Source organism: Bradyrhizobium sp. 76 (assembly GCF_023073025.1).
Lineage (GTDB): Bacteria > Pseudomonadota > Alphaproteobacteria > Rhizobiales > Xanthobacteraceae > Bradyrhizobium.
This window is the reverse complement of the sequence record NZ_JADPIS010000035.1, coordinates 472,789-493,418: the sequence shown is the minus strand read 5'-3', so window position 1 is coordinate 493,418 and position 20,630 is coordinate 472,789. Positions and strand designations below refer to the sequence as shown.

The following is a 20,630-nucleotide window of genomic DNA, read 5'->3' as shown; positions in this document are numbered from 1 at the left end:
GTTGAGACCACGGCCCCGAGGCAAATTCAAGGGTTCCCGGGATGTTACGGCCTGTCATTCCGGGTTCGATGACGTTGGCATCGCCCGGAATGACGGTGTTTGGTTTGGCCGCCTACGCCGCCGCGTTCGGGAAGCGGTATTCTTTGAACTGGTCGCGCAGCGCGGTCTTCAGGATCTTGCCCGTCGCCGTGTGGGGTATGCCTTCGACGAAGGCAACGTCGTCGGGCATCCACCATTTGGCGATCTTGCCGTCCATGAACTTCAGGATGTCCTCGCGGCTGGCCTGCTGGCCCTGCTTGAGCTGCACGATCAGCAGCGGACGCTCGTCCCATTTGGGATGGAACACGCCGATCACGGCGGCTTCCGCCACGGCTGGATGGCCGACGGCGAGGTTTTCCAGCTCGATCGAGGAGATCCACTCGCCCCCGGACTTGATCACGTCCTTGGAGCGATCGGTGATCCGCATGTAGCCGGCTTCGTCGATGGTCGCGACGTCTCCGGTGTCGAAGAAGCCGTCCTCGTCGAGAATATCAGTGTCGACCCGGTAATAGGCCTTGGCGACGGCCGGGCCGGCGACCTTGAGGCGGCCGAAGGTCGTGCCGTCCCACGGCAATTCCTTGCCGGCATCGTCGGTGATCTTCATCTCGACGGCGAACGGCGCGTAGCCCTGCATCTGGAGCACGTCGAGCCGGGCCTCGCCGGTCGCGTTCTGGAACGGCGGCTTCAGCGCCGCGACGCTGCCGATCGGGCTCATCTCGGTCATGCCCCAGGCGTGGCGGACGTTCGAGCCCATGTCGAGGAAGGCCTTGATCATCGAGCGCGGCATCGCCGAGCCGCCGCAGATCACCATCTTCAGGTCCGGCAGCTTCAGATTGTTGGCGTTCATGTGCTGGAGCAGCATCAGCCACACCGTGGGTACGCCGGCGGTATGCGTCACCCTCTCGGTCGAGAGCAGCTCATAGACCGAGGCGCCGTCGAGCTTGGCGCCGGGCATCACGAGCTTGGTGCCCTGGGAGGGCGCGGAGAAGGCGATGCCCCAGCTGTTGGCGTGGAAGAGCGGCACCACGGGGAGCATGGTCTCGGAGGCGCTGGTACCGAGCGCGTCGACATTGTTGGCCATCAGCGCGTGCAGCACGTTGGAGCGATGCGAATACAGCACGCCCTTGGGGTCGCCGGTGGTGCCCGATGTGTAGCACATCGCGGCCGCCGTGTTCTCGTCAAAGTCCTTCCATTTAAACTTGCCGTCGGCCTCCGCAATCCAGTCCTCGTAGGCGACCACGTTCTTCAGCGTCGTCTGCGGCATGTGCGCCTTGTCGGTGAGCACGACGTAGCGTTCCACGCTTGTCAGCTTGTCGGCGATCTTCTCCAGGACCGGAATGAACGTGATGTCGGTCATCACGATGCGGTCCTGCGCATGGTTGATGATCCAGGCAATCTGCTCGGGGAAAAGGCGGGGATTGACGGTATGGCAGATGGCGCCGATCCCCATGATGCCGTACCAGACCTCGAGATGGCGCCAGGTGTTCCAGGCGATCGTTGCGACACGGTCACCGAGCTTGATGCCGTCGCGCTCCAGCATCTGCGAGACCTTGAGCGCCCGCTTGTGGATATCGGCATAGGTGGTGCGATGGATCGGTCCCTCGACCGATCGCGTCACGACCTCCTGCTTGCCATGAATCTTGGCGGCGTGTTCGATGATCCGGTGGCAGAGCAGGGGCCAGTCTTGCATCAAACCAAGCATTCCGTCGTTCCTCCGAGAAGCCGCTGGGCGGATTGTCGCTCTCAGCGTTGGGCCAAAGAATTGTCATGAGTCTTAGCCTGCCCGCCTTTCGCCGCAAATGGTCTTGTCGCGGCTATATGTCCCTCGGCGCGGCAATGGTTACCGTCGTGCTCGGACTCGCGGATCGGGCGGAGGCGCGCAAATATGGGTCCCCGCTGGACATCTTTGGTATTGCTGCACCACGGCCGCGCGCGACGGTTCATTCCGCCAATGTCTCTGGCAAGATCCCGCTCCCGAGGCCTCGCCCCGAGGAGGCCCCCAAGGCCTCAGAGACCGACGACAAGCCTTCCGCGGACAAACCTGGCGCCCCCAAGCCCGCCGAGGCGGCGCCGCCGCCCGAGAAGCAGGCCTCCGCCTGTCGCCTCGCGCTGACCGAGGAGATCGCGATCGCGCCCTCGATTCCGGATATCCGCGGGCCGGGCGCCTGCGGCGGTGAGGATCTGGTGCGGCTCGAAGCCATCGTGCTGCCGGACAAGCGCAAGGTGGCGGTCAAGCCGGCGGCGATCCTCCGCTGCACCATGGCGTCCGCAATCGCCGATTGGGTGCGCAAGGACGTGGTGCCGCTGGCCGCGAGCCTCGGCTCGACCATCAGCGATCTCGACAATTTCGACAGCTTCGAATGCCGCGGCCGCAACCGCGTTGTTGGCGCCATGCTGTCCGAGCACGGCAAGGCCAATGCGATCGATGTCCGCGCCATCAAGCTCGCCAACGGGCAGTCGATCGGCCTGACCGACCGCACCATGCCGCGCGAGGTGCGCGAGCGCGTGCTGCATTCGGTCTGCTCGCGCTTTTCGACCGTGCTCGGCCCCGGCTCGGATTGGTACCACGAGGACCATATCCATCTCGACCTCGCGCAGCGGCGCAACGACTATCGGATATGTCAGTGGAACGTCTGGGATCCTCTGCCGCAGGTTGCCCCGCTCCTGCCGGCGGAACGGCCCGAGGAGGCGCCGCCGCGTGAGGTCGCGGCCAAACCCGAAGCCAAGCAGGGAGTTGATGACGAGGCGGCGGAGAAATCTCCTGCGCCTGGGGACAAGCCCGCGGCCGATGGCAATAAAACCCAGCCGCACAAGCCGGCAACAAAAAAGCGCCGGTGAAACCGGCGCTTTTGAATGTCTGAGATCAGGTACCTGATCAGTAGCTGCCAGCCTGGCCGGTTTGGCTGCCGCCGAGTGCGAGACGCGAATTGTAGGGCGAGTCGCCGTGCTTGGGCTCGAGCACCACAACGAGGGTGCCGACCTTGACGCGATCATAGAGGTCGATCGCGTCCTCGTTGGTCAGGCGGATGCAGCCCGACGAGATCGAGGCGCCGATATATTCCGGCTGGTTGGTGCCGTGAATGCGGAACAATGTGTCCTTGCCGCCGGAGTAGAGATACATCGCGCGGGAGCCCATCGGATTGTCCGGACCGGGGGCGACGAAGGTGGGCACGCCCAGGCGCGAAATTTCGCCGGGGGTGGGGTGCCAGGCCGGCCACTCGGTCTTGCTGCCTACCTTGGCGATGCCCGACCAGGCCATGGCTTCTTCACCGACGGTGATGCCGTAGCGGATCGCCTTGCCGCCATCCATGACGTAGTAGAGGTAATGGTTGTCGGAATCGACCACGATCGAGCCCGGCGATTCCTTGCGGTGGTAATCGACGATAGCGCGGCGGAACGGCTCTGCGACCGCAGTTTTCTCATACCTGACCTTGGCGAGGAGTTCCTTGTCTTTCGGCTTGAACGCCTTGGTGTCTGTCGCCTCGTAATGTGTGGCCTGCATGCAGCCCGACAGCATCAGGCCAGCGGCCAAAATACCAAGCGTAACTTTCAGCGACGACATGATTTGGTTCCAATCAACAACAACAAGCTTTCGCAGGGCTTGAGCAAGCCCAATTCCACGATTCCGTTGGCTCCATTATCGTTGAAATCTGCCACAATTCCAGCCTTTCGAAGCTTCTCCCGCGCTGCAAGACCTTACCTGTGGCTTTTCTGCCGCAAGTTTTGCGGGCCAGAGTCGGTTTCTAGGCAAAACGGTCGTAAGTGTCGATTCCGTGCCACAGTTGGGCCACGGCGTCGCCACAAATGCAAACGCTCCGTTAATGTGCTTGTCATCATCAGCTTGTCAGAATCGCGCTAAGGGCTGTCAGTCTGTCGCAGGCCCTGCTGGAGTTGTGCATGTTTTCTGTATTTGTTCCCTCCGAGTCCTCCCTCAAGAAGGCCATCGTCGAGGATCTCGCGGCAGTCCCGGAGCATGCGGTCTGGATCGACCTCGTCAACCCGACCGCCGCCGAGGACAAAGCCGTCGAGAGGCTCTCGGGGATTGCGATCCCGACCCGGGAAGACATGCAGGAGATCGAGATCTCCAGCCGCCTCTATATGGAGAACGGCGCGCGCTACATGACCGCGACGCTGATGTGCCACTCCGACACCGATATGCCCCGGACCACGGCGGTGACCTTCATTCTCGGCGACCACCGCCTGGTAACGGTGCGCTATGACCAGCCCAAGCCCTTTGCGCTGGTCGAGGCCAAGCTGGCGCGTTCCTGCACGCCGGCCATCACCGGCGAGATGGTGCTGATGGAACTGCTCGATGCCGTGATCGACCGCTGCGCCGACATCCTGGAGCGCTGCGGCGCCGAGATCGATCAGGTCTCGCATGACATCTTTGAGCCGGAGAGCGAGCGCCACGGTCACGCCAAGCAATATTCGCAAATCCTGATCTCGATCGGCCGCAAGGGCGATCTGACCTCCAAGGTTCGCGAGAGCCTGGTCTCGATCGGCCGCGTCGTCGCCTTCCTCTCGGCGGTGGTGGAGGGCGTGAAATGGTCGAAGGACATGCGTGAGCAGCTCAAGACCATGCAGCGCGACGTCGTCTCGCTGACCGACCACGCCTCCTACCTCTCCAGCAAGATCACCTTCGTGCTCGACGCCATGCTCGGCGTCGTCAATCTCGAGCAGAACAACATCATCAAGCTGTTTTCGGTCATGGCGGTCGTCCTGATGCCGCCGACGCTGATCGCCTCGATCTACGGCATGAACTTCAAGTCGATGCCGGAACTCGAATGGGCGCACGGCTATCCGTTCGCGCTGGTCTTGATGCTGATCGCGGCGATCGTTCCCTACTGGATCTTCAAGTGGAAGAAGTGGCTGTAATAGCTACCGAGACCTTACGCCGGACGCAGAGACACCGTGTCTGGTGTCGCAGAATAGAGCGGGATTGCGGCCGCACGGCGATGTATGCTCGCCGCCCCAATTCCTCCGGTAAAATTTGAGCGGTGGGCTGAACGTTTGCGCGAAACTTGTCTGCGATAAGCAGAGTGTTAGCCGCGAGGAACAGCCATGGTTGAAAAACAAATAACGTCGCCCCGCAACGTCATCAATCTGGCGAACTATCGTCAGGTCCTGGCGAGCGGCAAGGCGTCGTCGATGTCGGCGCGCATGTGCCGGCACTGTGGTGCTCCGCTGCTCGACGGCGAGAACGACGACGATTGCTCGACTGCAATCAGCACGGCCGCTCCGCAGCCACGCGAGAGGTCACGTCGGATTCGACTCGATTGAGCAACGGAAGCTAAGGGCGATCCAGGTCTTGCGGCGGCGTTGTCTGGATCGCCTTGCTTCCCCGGCGTTGTTTCCAACATCTCATTGCGAGGAGCGCTTGCGATCGCAATGACGAGGTAGCCTACACGTGCTGGCCGCCGTTGATGTGGATCTCGGCGCCGTTGACGTAAGAACTGGTGTCCGTGCACAGCACGTAGATGATCTTGGCGACCTCGTCGGGCGTGCCGAGCCGGTGCATCGGGATCTGCTGGTCGACGATCTTCTCGGTGCCCGGCGACAGGATCGAGGTGTCGATCTCGCCGGGTGCGATCGCGTTGACGCGCACGCCGACGCGGCCGAAATCGGAGGCCATCTCGCGCGTCAGGGATGCGAGCGCGGCCTTCGAGGTGGCGTAGGCCGCGCCCGCGAAAGGATGCACGCGCGAGCCCGCGATCGAGGTGACGTTCACGACAGAGCCCTTGGCCGTCTTCAGTTCCTCGATCAGTCCGCGCGCCATCATGATCGGGGCGAAGAAGTTGACGTTGAACACGTGCGTCCAGGTGTCGAGGTCGGTGTCGATCGAGCCGAGCCTGGAGCCGCCGGCGCCCTTCGGTGAGATCGCGGCGTTGTTGACCAGCGCATGCAGCATGCCGCCTTCGAGCCGGTCGCGGATGTCGGAGATCGCGCGGGTGGTATCGGCGGGCGTGGCAAGATCGACCTGGATATGGTCCTCAGGGCCTGCGTCCCACGGACAATCCTCCGGGAACGGATGTCGCGAGCAGGTGATCACGCGCCAGCCGGCCGAGGAGAAACGGATCACGGTGGCATGGCCGATGCCGCGGCTAGCCCCGGTCAGGAGCAGCGTGCGGCGCGGCGCATTGGAAGGCTGCGGCATGAAGGTCTTTCAGGTTGGAGCATGATCCGGACCCGGAGGGGCTTTCCGAAAGGATCATGCTCGAACAAAACACTAGGGATACATCCGCGTCTTGGACCATTTCTGGCCGGCCGCGTCACGGCGAAATTCGATGCGGTCGTGCAGGCGGAATGGGCGGTCGTGCCAGAACTCGATACGAGACGGCGTGATACGCCAGCCGCTCCAGCCCGGCGGACGCGGCACCTCGCCGATGATGTGCTTGGCGGCGACCTTGGCGATCGCCTGCTCGAAGGCGAAGCGGCTCTCGAGCTCCTGCGACTGCTTGCTCGCCCAGGCGCCGATCTGCGCCTGCTTCGGGCGGGTGGCGAAATAGGCGTCGGCCTCGGCCTCGGTCACCGGCGTCACGTTGCCGCGGATGCGGACCTGACGGCGCAGCGACTTCCAGTGAAAAAGTAACGCCGCCTTAGGATTTGCGGCGAGTTCGCGGCCCTTCTGGCTGGCGATGTGGCTGTAGAAGACGAAACCATCGGTATCGAAGCCCTTCATCAGCACCATTCGCACGTCCGGCAGGCCGTCGGCATCGACGGTGGCGAGCGCCATGGCGTTCGGATCGTTCGGCTCGCTCTTGATGGCTTCGTTCAGCCAGGCCTCGAACAGCGCAAAGGGCTCGTCGGCGGCGGTGAAATCACCGGATGTTAAGGGTGTCTGGTGTTTCATCGAGGTCGTGTCGGTCATGTCTGGGGTCCGAGTTGCGTCCTGCGGTCCAAAACGCGTCGTTGTCTGCTACCGCCCTATATAGGGTATGGAGACGCGTTGGCCTATCGGCGATCCGGCCGTCCGGCTTCGTCATGACGATCATTCTGATCGGGCTCGGCACCGGCGGTTGCAGCTTTTCCCGCAATGACAAGAGTGCCTACGCCAAGGCCGACGACAGCGACCTCACCGGCTCGATCGCAATGCCGGCCAAGGCGCCGACCGACACCGATCTCGCCTTCGCCCGCAACGCTGCCTCCGACGTCCTCAGCAAGAACGACAAGGATTCCAGCCAGCATTGGGAGAATCCGGAAACCGGGGCGCGCGGTTCGGTCACGCCGATCGCGCAATCCTATGCCGCTGAAGACGGCCGCAAGTGCCGCGACTTCCTGGCGAGCTACGTCAATGGCAGCACCGAAAGTTGGCTCCAGGGTGCGGGCTGCCAAAGCAGCCGTGGCAGTTGGGAGATTCATACGCTAAAGCCGTGGCGGAGCTAGGAATCGCTTCACCAGGCTAGTTGCAGAAATACCACTCGCCCCCCACATGAGGCTCAAGTGGGGCGGGGAGCCCTTTGAACAATTCGATTTCTTGAAGGAGACGTGACGGATGCGCGACCCCTATGAGGTCTTGGGGGTGCCGCGGAGCGCCAACGCTGCCGCGATCAAGAGCGCCTATCGCAAGCTTGCCAAGAAGCACCATCCCGACAGCAACAAGAACGACCCGAAGGCGGCCGAGCGCTTCGCTGAGCTCAATACGGCCAACGAGATCCTCGGCGACGAGGACAAGCGCAAGCAATTTGACCGTGGCGAGATCGACGCCGACGGCAAGCCGCGCTTCCAGGGTTTTCCGGGCGGCGGCGGTGGGCCGCGCGGGCGCGCGGGTCCCGGCGGGTTCGAGAGCTATACGTTCCGCGGCGGCGGCGCGGGCCCTGGTCCGGGCAGCGGCGCGTTCGAGGACATCCTCAACAGCATGTTCGGCGGTGGGCCGCGTCCGCGGCCCGGCGCCGGCGACGGTGCCCAGTTCGAATTCGACACCGGCGGGATCGGGCTCGATCTCGACGTTAATGTCGCCATGACCGTCTCGCTGGAGGAGGCGGTCAAGGGCGGCGAGAAGCGCGTTCGGCTGCCGAATGGCAAGGAACTCAACGTCAAGATTCCGGCCGGCGTCACCGAGGGCCAGCAGATCCGGTTGCGGGGACAGGGCGAGAGCGCCCAGGGCCATCCGCCGGGCGATCTCCTGATCACGATCGGCATCGCCCAGCATCCGTTCTTCAAGATCGAGGGCGCCGATCTCAGGATCGACCTGCCGGTCACGCTTTACGAGGCGGTGCTTGGCGGCAAGGTCCGCGTGCCCACCCTCGGCAATGCCGTGGAACTGTCCGTCCCGCAAAACACCTCCAGCGGTCGGACCTTCCGCCTTAAGGGCAAGGGACTGCCAAAAGCTGGCGGAACCGGGGATCTCTTCGTCACTATCAGGATTATGTTACCGGACGGGAACGACGCCGAGCTTGAAGCATTGATGGAGAAGTGGCGGGACCAGCACCCCTACAATCCACGTAGCGGGTTTGGCTAAGCGTGATCCGGAAAGTGTGAAGGGGTTCTCCTAAAGACTGAGAGCGTCGTCCGTCGAGATGATGCTCATCATATGCCCGAGGCGTGGTAGCCCTTCTTGGCTCACGTGCTCGACGTGTCGGCTGTCCGGCGGGGCAGCCGATAAAAAGGTGCGGCCTCGAGAGGGGGACCAGCGCGGTACCAAAAACCCCAATCGAGGCCGCCCGCGTCGATCGGCGGATCGAACGCTGCTCATTTTCGCGTGATCATCCGGTGCGATAATGAGACGCGCCGATGTCTTCATTCCAAATTTTCAATGTCGGAATCGAGGCACCGCGTTTGCGTGGTTGTCTAGGTGCCGCTTTTCTCTGCCTGGTCGTAGACCGCCTGCGCCACTTTGGTCAGCCGATCCCGGTCGCCGCCACCGCTGACGACGTAACCGACCCCGCGCTCCGACCAGAACAGCGCCCCGTCCTTGTCCGTTCTGGCGTAGCGCATCTGCGTCGCGCCATTCTCGGTCTTGGCGGTGTAGATCGTGTACCGCTCGCCCGAGGCGCCCTCATACATCAGGAACGACGCCGGCCCGTTCGGCCCCGGCAAAAGCCGGCCACCGACGAGCTTCAGTCCACTCGCCTCCAGGTTCGGTGCAAACACGGTCCAGCCGCAGCGTCTGGTCAGCCAGGCCTGGAGGTGGTCGCGCTCGTTGCCGCCGACCTCGACCGGATGGCGGACCTCGACGACATAGAGCCGGTGGGCGTCGAGCGCGTCCGTCGTAAAACTCTGGAAGGTCGACGGCGCGTTGGCGGCGCCATGCCCCAGCCAGCCGGCGGCGCCGCCGGCGACGAAGGCCACCAGCACGGCCGCGGCTGCGCCATAGAGCCAGTGCCGCGGGCGGCGCTCCAGCCGTTCCAACTCAAGCCGCGCCGGCACCGGCTCCTGGGCGACCGAATCGTAGCGGGCGTGCAGCATCTCGGCCATGGCGCGCCAGGACTGCACGCGCTCGCCATCCTCAGGCTGCGCGGCAAGCCAGGCCTCGACGTCGGCGCGGCGTTCGGCCGGCAGCTCGCCGTCGACATAGGCGTGCAGTTCGTCCTCGGTCACTGGGATCTTGCGGTCGTTCATATCGATCGTCTCTGGCTCTGCGGCCCAAAATGTTCTTCGTGGTTCAACTGCGCCGCTTCCCATGCCATGCAGGAGGAACGACCGGCGCGATGCATCAATCCTGCCATCATTTCACCCGCCTGAGCGCCGGGCGCTCACCCTCCAGCGAGGCTTTGACGTGGGCGCGGGCGCGTGCCAGGCGCGACATCACGGTGCCGATCGGCACCCCCTGGATGTCGGCGACCTCGCGGTAGCTCATGCCCTCCAGCATCACCAGGAGCAGCACCGAGCGTTGCTCCTCGACGAGCGTCGCCAGCGCCCTCTCGATATCGCGCCCTTCGGCTTCGGTCCCGCTGGCATCCGGATTGTTCTCCGTCAGCTGCATGAATTGCGGCCGCCGTGCCAGCGAGCGCCGCCGGTTCTTGTTGAGGTTGGTCAGGATCGTATAAAGCCAGCTCCTGACGTCGCCCCCGAGAAACAGGCGCTCCGAACGCAGCGCTCGCACCAGCGTATCCTGCACCAGATCGTCGGCCGCATCCGCCTCGCGCGTGAGCGCGCGGGCGTAGCGGCGCAACGCCGGGATCATGGCTTCAACACTCTGGCGAAACGCACTCATTGCGGTCTTGACGTCCTGATGTTCGGCACGAGCGCCACAACGATCATAACACCCGAGCGGAACGGCTATTCCGGCGCTTGAAACAGCGTTAACGCCGCGTATTAGGACTGTACCGCAACGGAGGGCTGGTGTACCTCCAAACCTCACCGGGAGCTCGACGGGACGTTAGCAAAATGGCGCAGAATTCAGGTCTGATGCAGGGCAAGCGGGGCGTGGTCCTCGGCGTTGCCAACAACCGCTCGATCGCCTGGGGCATTGCCAAGGCATGCCACGCGGCCGGCGCCGAGCTTGCCTTCACCTACCAGGGCGATGCGCTGAAGAAGCGCGTCGAGCCGCTCGCCGCCGAGATCGGCGGGCTCGTGCTCGGCCATTGCGACGTCACCGATGCCGCAACCATCGATGCGGCCTTCGCGGTGCTGAAGGAGAAGTGGGGCAAGATCGACTTCCTGGTGCATGCGATCGCCTATGGCGAGCAACTCGACGGCCGCTACGTCGACACCACGCAGGAGAATTTTTCGAAGTCCCTGCTGATCTCCTGCTATTCGTTCACGGCCGTGGCGCAGCGCGCCGAGAAGCTGATGACCGACGGCGGCTCGCTCATCACGCTCAGCTATTACGGCGCCGAGAAGTGGATGCCGCATTACAACGTCATGGGCGTCGCGAAAGCGGCGCTCGAAGCAAGCGTGCGTTATCTCGCCGCCGATCTCGGCGAGAAGAACATCCGCGTCAACGCGATCTCGGCGGGGCCGATCAAGACCCTCGCGGCGTCCGGCATCGGCGATTTCAGATATATCCTGAAGTGGAACGAAGCCAACGCACCGCTGCGGCGCAACGTCTCCACGGAAGACGTCGGCGGCAGCGCGCTGTATTTCCTCTCCGACCTCTCGCGCGGCGTCACCGGCGAGGTGCACCACGTCGATTCCGGCTATCACGTGCTCGGCATGAAGCGCCCGGACGCGCCGGACATTTCGTTCGGCGGGAAGGACTAACTTTTCAGCCAGCAATGCCCGTGCCCACTATCTATTATCTGCGCCACGGCGAGACCGAGTGGAACGCGCTCGGGAGGCTTCAGGGCATCAAGGACATTCCGCTGAACGCGCGCGGTCGCGGTCAGGCCGTGCAGGCCGGCGGCATTCTCGCCGATCTGTTCAAGCGCGAGGGCCGCGACAAGGCTGCATTACCCTACGTGTCGAGTCCGCTTGGCCGCGCGCGAGAGACCATGGAACTGGCGCGGAGCAAGCTCGAACTGCCGACTGCGGACTATACGCTCGACGATCGCCTGCGTGAGATCGGCTACGGCACCTGGGAGGGACTGACGCTGGCCGAGAGCGAGGCCTCCGATCCCGACATCTACGCCCGGCGCCTCGCCGACAAATGGACGGTGGGCCCTGCGGGCGGGGAGACCTACGCCGATGTCCAGGTCCGCGTGCGCGCCTGGTACGACCAGCTTCGGACCGACACCGTCGCGGTCGCCCATGGCGGGACCTGCCGTGCCCTGATGGTTTCACTCGGCCTGGAGACGCCGGCGAGCGCCGCCGAACTCTACATCGAGCAGGGCGCCGTCTACGTGTTCCGCGACGGGCGGCTGGAGAAGGTTAGTTAAGCCGGCTCGCCGTCTCCGTGGCGGCTGCGGGTTTGACCCCCGGCGCCCCGCGCGTTACCACACGCGGGAACCGAGCCTGCGAGCAGCGATGTCCTTCAACACCTTCGGCCACATGTTCCGCGTCACGACCTTCGGCGAGAGCCATGGGGTGGCGATTGGCTGCGTGGTCGACGGCTGCCCGCCCATGATCCCGCTCGTCGAAGCCGACATCCAGGGTGATCTTGATCGCCGCCGGCCCGGCCAGTCGCGCTTCACGACCCAGCGTCAGGAGCCGGACCAGGTCAAGATCCTCTCCGGCGTGATGGCGCATCCGGAGACCGGCGTGCAGGTGACGACGGGCACGCCGATCGGGCTCCTGATCGAGAACACCGACCAGCGCTCGAAGGACTATTCCGAGATCAAGGACAAGTTTCGCCCTGGTCATGCCGACTTCACCTATGAAGCGAAGTACGGCCTGCGCGACTATCGCGGCGGCGGCCGCTCGTCGGCGCGCGAGACCGCCACGCGCGTCGCCGCCGGCGCGATCGCGCGAAAGGTGCTGCCCGACGTGAAGGTGCGCGGCGCGCTGGTGCAGATGGGCCCGCACAAGATCGACCGCGCGAAGTGGGACTGGGACGAGATTGCGAAAAATCCGTTCTTCTGTCCCGACAAGGACAAGGCCGCGTTCTTCGAGATCTATCTCGACGGCATCCGCAAGAGCGGCTCCTCGATCGGCGCGGTGATCGAGGTCGTCGCCGAAGGTGTGCCGGCAGGCCTTGGCGCGCCGATCTACGCCAAGCTCGACGCCGAGCTCGCCGCCGCAATGATGAGCATCAATGCGGTGAAGGGCGTCGAGATCGGCGCCGGCTTTGCCGCGGCCGAACTCACCGGCGAAGAGAACGCCGACGAGATGCGCACCGGCAATGACGGCACGCGTTTTCTGTCCAACCACGCCGGCGGCGTGCTGGGCGGCATCTCCACGGGGCAGCCGGTGGTGGTGCGTTTCGCGGTCAAGCCGACCTCGTCGATCCTGCAGCCGCGCCTCACCGTCGATCGCAACGGTGCCGACACCGAGATCATGACCAAGGGCCGCCACGATCCCTGCGTCGGCATCCGCGCCGTCCCCGTCGGCGAAGCCATGATGGCCTGTGTGCTGGCGGATCATTTCCTGCGCGACCGCGGCCAAGTCGGGCGCTAGCGTTGCGCGAGGCGCTTGTACCGCGCTACTAGCCCACCGCGCAGCTTGACGATCCCACAACTTCGTCGGCAAATGCAGCCATGGAAAGCTCCGATCTCCAACGTATCACCAGCTGGCTGATCGACGGCGCCTGGTCGTCCAAGGCCCCGGCCGAGATGACGGCGGAAGCCTGCGAACGGATGGTCGCAGCCGGTCTGCCGCTATGGCGGTTCGGCATCTTCATCCGCACGCTGCATCCCGAAATTTTCGGTCGCAACTTCATCTGGCGGGAGGGCGAGGAGGTCGAGATCGGCACGGTCGATTTCGAGATACTGGAGACGCCGGAATTCGCCAGAAGTCCGCTACGGGTCGTGTTCGAGCAGGGACTTGAGGTGCGGGGACGCATGGACGATCCCGGCAGCAAGTATTTTCCGTTTCTCGACGACATGCGTGCCGAAGGCGTAACCGACTACGTCGCGATGCCAATGCCGTTTCTCGACGGCTCGGTCCACGCGACGAGCTGGACCACGCGCCATCCAGGCGGCTTCACCGATGACCACATCGCGGCGATTCACGCCATCGTCAAGCCGCTCGCGCGCATCACCGAGATCATCAGCCTGCGCCGCACCGCCGAGATGCTGCTCGACACCTATGTCGGCAATCGTGCCGGCGCGCGCATCCTTGGCGGTCAGATCCGCCGCGGCCACAACGACACCATGCAGGCTGCGATCTGGCTCTCCGATCTGCGCGGCTTCACCGCACTGTCGGACCGGCTGCCGGCCGAGACCGTGGTCGAGATCCTCAACCATTATTTCGACTGCCAGGTCGCCGCGATCCGCGGCCATGGCGGCGAGGTGCTGAAATTCATGGGCGATGGCCTGCTCGCGGTGTTCCCGATCGACGAATATGTCGGCGATGCCGCGCATGTCTGCACGCGGGTGCTGGAGGCGGCGCGCGAATCCCGCGCCAGCGTCGAGGCGCTCGCGTATCCTGTCGGCGACGTCATCGAGCGCTTCCGTTTCGGCGTGGCGCTCCACGTCGGGAATATCCTCTACGGTAATATCGGTGGCGGCAACCGCCTCGACTTCACCTGCATCGGCCCGGCCGTGAACCTTGCCGCCAGGCTCGAGAAGATAACGGGTCGCCTGGGGCGGACCGTCGTGGCCTCGGAAATGTTCGCCAATGTCTGCCGCCACGACTGGCACGAGCTCGGCGAATTCCCGATCGCGGGCTTTTCAAAGGCGCAGCGCGTGTACGGGCTGACGGAGGAGAGGCCGGTGGCGATGGCCTGAGGTCGTCCTCGGAGGTCCGCCGCCGCCAACCCGGTGAGCAGAATTCAGGCGTTCGACGCCATCACCGACTTCAGCGGTACATCCAGCTGATAGACAAATCCGGACGGTTCGTAGGCCAGCCGCACCTGTCCGTTAAGTTGCTGGCCGAGCGACTCGATCATCCGGGTGCCGTAGCTCCGTCGTGTCGGCGGCGCCACCGCAGGGCCGCCGCTTTCGCTCCACTTCAGGCGCAGCCTTTGCTCGATCTCGTCGACCGTCCATACGATCTCGACATGGCCGGAGGAACTGGACAGCGCGCCGAACTTCGTCGTGTTGGTGCAGAGCTCGTTGAATGTCATCGCGAGCGCTATCACGGCACCGGATGTGATCCTGAGGTCCGGCCCATTGAAATGGAATCGTCGGCCCCCCTGACTGTCATAGGGATCGGTGGCGCCGCTCAGGGTATGAGTGAGGCTCGCATTTGACCAGCTGACCTGTATCAACAGGTCGTGGGCACGCCCTAACGCCAGCAAGCGGCCATCCATGGCTTTTTGGCCTTGCTCCAGACTGATTGCGGTCCGGAAGCTCTGGGCTGCGATTGCGCTCACCGTCGCAAGCGTATTCTTGATGCGATGATGCAGCTCTCCGAGGATGAGCTTTTGCAACTTGTCGGCAGCCTCGCGTTCGTGGGCTTCGATGCCGGCTTGAGCGAGCAGGACCTTGGCGTCGGTGTCGGCCTGTTCCAGCAACAGGCGCAGATTGTCGTTTTCCGCTACCAGAACCGATTCCTGTGGCGATCGAGCAACCTCAAGGTTGTCCCCAGGATCCGTCGTTGTGGTCGGAAGGATTTTTAGCGCGCCCGCTCCGATCATGGTTTGCAACTGCGAGATCATTTCGTCGACGGCGAGCGGCTTGCGAAAGAAGCGGCTGTCGGCCGGCGTTTCGTTTTCAGACGGCTTTACCTGACCGGAAACCAGCACGATCTTGATGGCAGGCCAGCGATCGTGCACCGCGTGGGCCAGCTTCAAGCCGTCCATGGTCCCGGGCATCTGGATGTCGCTGAACAGAAGCGAGATGTCTGACCGCGACTCGAGGATCGCGATGGCTTCGTCGGCGTTGACGGCCTGCACAGGGCAGAAGCCTGCATCCTCCACGATATCGACCGCGCGCATGCGCAGGATCATCTCGTCTTCGACGACGAGAACATTCGGCAAGGAGGTTGGAGGTGTTGACATCTGTGCACGACACTTTCCTGGATCGTCCGACAAGCTCGGCCGGCGCTTTGCGATTGTTGGTCTAGCGGCGCGCCGTCACCAAACGAGCTTCATGAACCCTGACATCGGATTCACCTCGGCGCAGACACGACGCTTCGAAGTCCGGCCAGACCTGGCCCAGGCAGTTCCGGGTCACCGGGTGGCTCGCCAGCCGGTCCGCCTTCGCCAAAGCAACGGTTTCGCGCGCTTTCACTTGCGGAGCGAAGCCGGGCAACACCATTACGGACACTCCGAGGAGCGCGAACATCGCGAACGCGATAAAAGATTTCATCATGGGGGCTGCTTTGGCTGTTGACCGCCCCGTTTCGTTTGGGGACGCTGTTACAACAACCAAAATGAAATATAGTTCATTTCATACAACTTATATTTGAGGTGTGATTTGCAGGCGGATGCCGCCCTCGGCCCGGACGTCACTCGACGTGAACAGGCCGCCGAAGAGGTTGGCTTGCCACTACCTCGGTGTTTTGGGACCAGGCAGGCTTATCCAGTCATGAATGTGCGAGGCCGTTTCGCTCAATCGGGCCGCTCTGAGCAGCGCTTCCCGCTGGACGCCGGGCGGGGCAATCTCTGCGCGACGACGAGCCTCGGCTGCCAATTGGGCAAGGCGATTGCTCAGCGGGATGGTTCTCTTGGTGGTGTCTTGCATAGGACGCTCCGCATTGGGCGGGAGCGCAAAGACTCTCTCAGTCACCGACGGATGCCGTGACGGGCCGGTGATGGCTTACCATGCGCCTGTTGACGGCCAATAGATACATTATTCGGCAGGGCAGATTCGGCGCCGAAAGAGGGCGCCAAAGCACCAAAGCCGGACCGGTGCCGCTACTCCTCCGGCTCCGTCGTGAACAGCAGCGGATAGCCCTTGGTGCGGCCGGCGTCGGTGGCGCGGGTGGCCTTGGTCTCGGCGACGTCCTTGGTGAAAACCGCGACCACGCAGGCGCCGAGCTTGTGGGCGGTGATCATCACCTTGTAGGCCTGATCCTCGGTCATGCGGAATTCGACTTTGAGGATCATCGTGACGAATTCGCGGGGCGTAAAGTCGTCGTTGATCAGGATGACCTTATGCAGCTTCGGTCGCTCGACCTTGGTCTTCGTCCTGGTTTTCGGTTTGGCAACAGTGTCGGCCATCGCTTCTGAAACGCCTTGGTGCAGTTGAGCTTCCAGCCAACCGATCATATTGCAGGACGCCGTCCTTCTCCAAGATGCTAGGCGCGCTTGTCATATGCGGCTCCGGATGAGCAGGAATGCGCCGCTGCGCTCGGCTCTTACGGAAGCGCGCGGACGAGTTGCATTGCGCCTATGAGGGCTGCAACGGACAACACTACCGATCCAATCATGTAGGCGGCCGAGGCCCATGTCTGTCCACGCTCGACCAGAGACCAGGCATCCAGCGAGAACGTCGAGAATGTGGTGTATCCGCCACAAATCCCCACCGTCAGAAATATCCGGACGGCCTGCGGCAGGTTCCACCTCGTCGCGAACATCGCGGTGAAAACCCCGATCAGGAACGATCCCGTCACGTTAATGATCAGGGTGCCCCAAGGGAAATCGGTGCCGAACGCTCGGCCTGAACCGATCGCAACGAGATAGCGCACGACTGCGCCAAGCGCTCCACCAGCGGCGACCGCCAGAATGAATTGGACGTTCAACGTCTCGTTCCCCCGTTTGCCATTTCCATCATGTATCCTCCGTTACCAGCCCGCCGCCGACGGCAAATAGTCCCATCAGCGCGATCAGCGCATAGCCGAGCCCGGCCAGGAAGGTGCCGGCCGGACCATAGCTATCCCACAGCGCGCCGGCGATCACGCTTGCGGCCAGCAAGGCAAGGCCGGTGAACAGGTTGAAATAGCCGAACGCGGTGCCGCGCAGGCTCGGTGGCGCTGCGTCAGCGACGAGGGCCGAGAGCAGGCCTTGCGTCAATCCCATATGCAGTCCCCACAGCGCGACGCCGAGGGCGAGGCCGCCAAGGTTTGGCAGCAGTGCGAGCGCGAGATCGGCGCCGGCGAGGAAGACGAGGCCGAGCGCGAGCAGGCCGGTGCGGTTGATCCGGTCCGAGAGCACGCCGGCCGGATAGGCCGACAACGCATAGACGATGTTCATCAGCACCAGCACGGCCGGCACCCACATCGCATTGAGCCCGATGTTCTGCGCGCGCAGAATCAGGAAGGCCTCGCTGAAACGCGCTAGCGTGAACACGACGCCAACCGCGACGACACGCCAGTACACGGATCCAAGCTGGCGCATCGCGGCCATGTTGAGCGGATTCTTTGACGGCTCCCGGCCTGGGTCAGGCTCCGGCTCGCTCACCGCGAACACGATCAGTCCGAACGACAGGAACGCCGGCAGCACCGCCACCCAGAACACCAGCGTAAAATTGTCCACCGTCCACCACATCAGGCCGATCGCGATGAGCGGCCCGACGAACGCACCGATGGTGTCGAGCGACTGCCGCAGGCCGAAGCTCGCGCCGCGCAGGCCGATGGGCGCGATATCGGCGATCAGTGCATCGCGCGGCGCGCCGCGAATGCCCTTGCCGACGCGGTCGATGAAGCGCGCGGCAACCAGCCATCCGACGCTGGGGGCAAGCGGGAACAGCGGTTTTGTCAGCGCGGCCAGCCCGTAGCCGAGCGCGGCGAGCAATTTGCGCCGGCCGAGCCAGTCGGACAACGCGCCGGAGAAGATTTTCGTGATCGAGGCGGTCGCCTCGGCAATGCCCTCGATGAAGCCGACGGTGAGCGTGGAGGCGCCGAGAACGGTGACGAGATAGACCGGCAGCAGCGCGTGGATCATCTCGGAAGAGACGTCCATCAGCATCGAGACGAAGCCGAGCACCCAGATCCCCCTGGGCAGGCCCGCACGTGCAGCATTCGGTGTTGTCGTCGTCACGTCCAGGACTTCTCCTCGGCCTCTGCTTGATCTCTGCTTGACCTCTCCTCGGCCTTCGCATCCAGGCAACAAAAAACCCGCCAGCGGCGGGTTTGTCCATGCTCCCGCCGAAGGCAGAGGCCTGAAAATTGCCCCTCCTCAAGCAGGAGTCATCAGCCCACTACGGTCACAGGCCGCCGGGCGGTTGTCGGGGGACTCCATCCCCATCTGTCCGGCCAGCCTAACATGGAAATCGCGCCGGACAAGTGGGCGAGGGTGCACTGTCCAGTGGCCCGTCGGTCCGGGAGCGCACCGCGCGTGACGGCGCCAGTCCAGCGGCGCGAGCGCGGCAACATCGCGGCAGCTTTGCGCAATGCTTCGCAATTCCCGCCCGCAAATGCCTGACTGGCAAATGCCTAACTGGAATGTGAAGCGCGAGCGATCTTCGGACTTTGCGGCAAGGCGATTGCATGTCACCATCACGTCATACGACGGGAGGCTGCGATGCGCTTGCTGTTCTCGATCGGGGCTGTGCTGGTGACCGGCATGTTCGCCGGAGGGGACGTCGCGGGCATCGCGGCACCAGGACCCAAATTTGAGTCGCCTAGACTGGCGCTGCTCAAAAATCAGCCGCAGCGGCAAGCAGCCGACAGGGACGCGCAGACGGTCGATGTCGAGCTGGTCCTCGCTGTCGACGTCTCCTACTCCATGGACATGGACGAGCTCGCGATCCAGCGCGAAGGCTATGCGCAGGCGATCCAGTCGAAGGAATTCCTGCAGGCGCTGAAGCTGGGTCCGAACGGCCGCATCGCGGTGACCTATTTCGAGTGGGCCGCCTCGACCGACCAGAAGATCATCATTCCCTGGCGCCTGATCGACGGACCGGAGACCGCCGATGCCGTCGCCGCCGAAATCATGAAGACGCCGATCCGGCGCGCCTCGCGCACCTCGATCTCCGGCGCGATCAGTTTCGCGATGCCGCTGTTCGATGAGGATCCCTATCGGGGGCTGCGCCGCGTGATCGACATTTCTGGCGACGGTCCCAACAACAATGGCACTCCGGTCACCATCGCGCGCGACGCGGCGATCGAGAAGGGCATCGTTATCAACGGCCTGCCGATCATGGTCAAGGAGCCCTCCTATTCGACCATGGATATCGACAATCTCGATTTCTACTATGAGGATTGCGTCATCGGCGGTCCCGGTTCCTTCGTCATCACGATCAAGGACCGCGACAAGTTCAAGGAAGCCATCCGCACCAAGCTCTTGATGGAGGTTGCGGGCCGTATGCCGGAGCGCCCCGTGATGCGGGTTGCGGACAAGGACAAGGAGCCGCGTGTGAACTGCATGATCGGCGAGAAGATCTGGTCGGACCGCTGGGGTCGCTGAGCGCTGCACCCGAACGAGACCTTTTGCCCTATTTGCCCGCGATGGAATTTTAACCATGCGTTAACTGTTGCGTGGCCCTAATCGGCTGCTTCCAATTGTTTCCGGATATGTTCTGACGTTCCTGTCGGGGCGCAAACCAAGCGGGCCCGTCAGACAAATCCGCCGAGCAATCCAATGGCCATCGTCTCATCGAGCACCAGCCAGATTTCTCCCGCTCTCGAGCGGGTGTATCACCAGAGCTCCCTGCTCGGTGAGTGGAAAGGCAATTGGGCTGGCAACAACCAGCCCGTCAGCTTCAAGGTCGTGAACATCCGCGGTGCCCGGGCGCAGGTCGAGTACACCCATAACGGGCGCACGGAGCGCGGTTTTGGCGAGGTCGCCGGTTCGCTTCTCACCTTCGGCACGGTCACGGTCGGCACCAAGGACGGCAAGAGTCTGGTGCTGTTGTCATCTGCGGGCGCGGGCAAGCAGACCGCGACTCTCGAGAAGCAGGCGCCGCCGGCCTCCGACAGCCGCCTGATGGGAAGCTGGGGCGGCTATTCCAGTGACAATGGCAAGAGCGCGAGCTTCAGGGTGCTCGCTGTCAACGGCAACGAAGCGCAGGTCAGCGTCACCACCGATGGCGTCACCCGTCAGGGCACCGGCACCGTCTACAAGAACGTCATCATGTTCGGGCAGGCCCAGATTGCGACCGACGACGGGCAGAACGGCAAGATCATCTACCAGGTCCGCAACAAGTCCTTCGTCGTGCCCGTGACGAAATATCCGCCGTCGGATACATCGTCCTCGGTGGACAGGACGGCATAACGTCGCGCTGTCGTTTGCCGCGGCCTGATGTCGGCGCCGCCACGGTACCGCAATCGAACGCTTCGAGTTACCTGGC

At 63.6% G+C, this 20,630-nt stretch carries 21 protein-coding genes and 1 riboswitch; of the genes, 10 read left to right on the top strand and 11 right to left on the bottom strand.

The genetic code is table 11. The annotated features are described in order from the left end of the window. Window positions 1–112: 112 nt before the first annotated feature. On the bottom strand, window positions 113–1,741 hold the full coding sequence (locus IVB48_RS10070) for a fatty-acid--CoA ligase (RefSeq protein ID WP_247399760.1): 1,629 nt from the start codon (window positions 1,739–1,741) through the stop codon (window positions 113–115). Between the two features lie 65 nt (window positions 1,742–1,806). Between IVB48_RS10070 and IVB48_RS10065 the strand changes: the two genes are divergently transcribed. Further along, on the top strand, window positions 1,807–2,877 hold the full coding sequence (locus tag IVB48_RS10065) for an extensin family protein (RefSeq protein ID WP_247399759.1): 1,071 nt from the start codon (window positions 1,807–1,809) through the stop codon (window positions 2,875–2,877). Window positions 2,878–2,914: 37 nt separating this feature from the next. Here IVB48_RS10065 and IVB48_RS10060 read toward each other — a convergent pair whose 3' ends face one another. Then, window positions 2,915–3,601: a L,D-transpeptidase gene (locus tag IVB48_RS10060; protein WP_027568704.1), complete on the bottom strand. Its 687-nt coding sequence runs from the start codon at window positions 3,599–3,601 to the stop codon at window positions 2,915–2,917. Window positions 3,602–3,936: 335 nt separating this feature from the next. Here IVB48_RS10060 and IVB48_RS10055 point away from each other — a divergent pair, with 335 nt between their 5' ends. Further along, entirely contained in the window at window positions 3,937–4,914 is a 978-nt protein-coding gene (locus IVB48_RS10055) for a magnesium transporter CorA family protein (RefSeq protein WP_247290988.1), read from the top strand. A gap of 526 nt (window positions 4,915–5,440) precedes the next feature. Here IVB48_RS10055 and IVB48_RS10050 read toward each other — a convergent pair. Further along, entirely contained in the window at window positions 5,441–6,193 is a 753-nt protein-coding gene (locus IVB48_RS10050; protein ID WP_007607375.1) for an SDR family oxidoreductase, read from the bottom strand. A gap of 72 nt (window positions 6,194–6,265) precedes the next feature. Next, window positions 6,266–6,907, bottom strand: a complete 642-nt coding sequence (gene pdxH, locus IVB48_RS10045; protein ID WP_247399758.1) for a pyridoxamine 5'-phosphate oxidase — start codon at window positions 6,905–6,907, stop codon at window positions 6,266–6,268. A gap of 113 nt (window positions 6,908–7,020) precedes the next feature. On the opposite strand from pdxH, the gene IVB48_RS10040 reads away from it, so the two are divergent. Further along, window positions 7,021–7,422, top strand: a complete 402-nt coding sequence (locus IVB48_RS10040) for an RT0821/Lpp0805 family surface protein (RefSeq protein ID WP_027516547.1) — start codon at window positions 7,021–7,023, stop codon at window positions 7,420–7,422. A gap of 109 nt (window positions 7,423–7,531) precedes the next feature. Further along, window positions 7,532–8,497 (top strand): J domain-containing protein, encoded by a 966-nt coding sequence (locus tag IVB48_RS10035; protein WP_247399756.1) that lies wholly within the window; start codon window positions 7,532–7,534, stop codon window positions 8,495–8,497. Between the two features lie 329 nt (window positions 8,498–8,826). Here IVB48_RS10035 and IVB48_RS10030 read toward each other — a convergent pair whose 3' ends face one another. Next, window positions 8,827–9,597, bottom strand: a complete 771-nt coding sequence (locus tag IVB48_RS10030) for an anti-sigma factor (protein ID WP_027568709.1) — start codon at window positions 9,595–9,597, stop codon at window positions 8,827–8,829. 106 nt (window positions 9,598–9,703) lie between these two features. Further along, window positions 9,704–10,192: a sigma-70 family RNA polymerase sigma factor gene (locus IVB48_RS10025; protein WP_007594679.1), complete on the bottom strand. Its 489-nt coding sequence runs from the start codon at window positions 10,190–10,192 to the stop codon at window positions 9,704–9,706. A 173-nt stretch (window positions 10,193–10,365) separates the two neighbouring features. Between IVB48_RS10025 and fabI the strand changes: the two genes are divergently transcribed. The 4 genes from fabI to IVB48_RS10005 all read left to right on the top strand — a co-directional run bounded on the left by fabI (window position 10,366) and on the right by IVB48_RS10005 (window position 14,243). Continuing rightward, window positions 10,366–11,181: an enoyl-ACP reductase FabI gene (fabI, locus tag IVB48_RS10020; RefSeq protein ID WP_027568710.1), complete on the top strand. Its 816-nt coding sequence runs from the start codon at window positions 10,366–10,368 to the stop codon at window positions 11,179–11,181. A 14-nt stretch (window positions 11,182–11,195) separates the two neighbouring features. Beyond that, window positions 11,196–11,795 (top strand): histidine phosphatase family protein, encoded by a 600-nt coding sequence (locus IVB48_RS10015; RefSeq protein ID WP_247399753.1) that lies wholly within the window; start codon window positions 11,196–11,198, stop codon window positions 11,793–11,795. 88 nt (window positions 11,796–11,883) lie between these two features. Further along, entirely contained in the window at window positions 11,884–12,972 is a 1,089-nt protein-coding gene (gene aroC, locus IVB48_RS10010; protein WP_027568712.1) for a chorismate synthase, read from the top strand. 80 nt (window positions 12,973–13,052) lie between these two features. Continuing rightward, the gene (locus tag IVB48_RS10005; RefSeq protein WP_027568713.1) at window positions 13,053–14,243 is read left to right on the top strand and encodes an adenylate/guanylate cyclase domain-containing protein; all 1,191 of its coding nucleotides are present in this window, start codon (window positions 13,053–13,055) and stop codon (window positions 14,241–14,243) included. A 44-nt stretch (window positions 14,244–14,287) separates the two neighbouring features. Here IVB48_RS10005 and IVB48_RS10000 read toward each other — a convergent pair whose 3' ends face one another. From IVB48_RS10000 to IVB48_RS09980, 5 genes are all read right to left on the bottom strand, one after another. Continuing rightward, window positions 14,288–15,457 carry an HWE histidine kinase domain-containing protein gene (locus tag IVB48_RS10000; RefSeq protein ID WP_027568714.1) on the bottom strand — a complete coding sequence of 390 codons (1,170 nt, stop codon included), beginning with the start codon at window positions 15,455–15,457 and terminating at the stop codon, window positions 14,288–14,290. A 61-nt stretch (window positions 15,458–15,518) separates the two neighbouring features. After that, window positions 15,519–15,770, bottom strand: coding sequence for a hypothetical protein (locus tag IVB48_RS09995; RefSeq protein WP_027568715.1), 252 nt, complete (start codon window positions 15,768–15,770; stop codon window positions 15,519–15,521). 545 nt (window positions 15,771–16,315) lie between these two features. Continuing rightward, window positions 16,316–16,621, bottom strand: a complete 306-nt coding sequence (clpS, locus tag IVB48_RS09990) for an ATP-dependent Clp protease adapter ClpS (protein WP_247399751.1) — start codon at window positions 16,619–16,621, stop codon at window positions 16,316–16,318. 137 nt (window positions 16,622–16,758) lie between these two features. Beyond that, window positions 16,759–17,142 (bottom strand): fluoride efflux transporter CrcB, encoded by a 384-nt coding sequence (gene crcB, locus IVB48_RS09985; protein WP_247399749.1) that lies wholly within the window; start codon window positions 17,140–17,142, stop codon window positions 16,759–16,761. Between the two features lie 28 nt (window positions 17,143–17,170). After that, on the bottom strand, window positions 17,171–18,379 hold the full coding sequence (locus IVB48_RS09980; protein ID WP_247399747.1) for an MFS transporter: 1,209 nt from the start codon (window positions 18,377–18,379) through the stop codon (window positions 17,171–17,173). Window positions 18,380–18,515: 136 nt separating this feature from the next. Further along, window positions 18,516–18,593: riboswitch (Fluoride riboswitch) on the bottom strand. A gap of 269 nt (window positions 18,594–18,862) precedes the next feature. Between IVB48_RS09980 and IVB48_RS09975 the strand changes: the two genes are divergently transcribed. Both IVB48_RS09975 and IVB48_RS09970 read left to right on the top strand, forming a co-directional pair. Continuing rightward, window positions 18,863–19,747, top strand: coding sequence for a DUF1194 domain-containing protein (locus IVB48_RS09975; protein ID WP_247399745.1), 885 nt, complete (start codon window positions 18,863–18,865; stop codon window positions 19,745–19,747). 174 nt (window positions 19,748–19,921) lie between these two features. Continuing rightward, window positions 19,922–20,554: a hypothetical protein gene (locus IVB48_RS09970; RefSeq protein WP_027568720.1), complete on the top strand. Its 633-nt coding sequence runs from the start codon at window positions 19,922–19,924 to the stop codon at window positions 20,552–20,554. Window positions 20,555–20,630 lie beyond the last annotated feature (76 nt).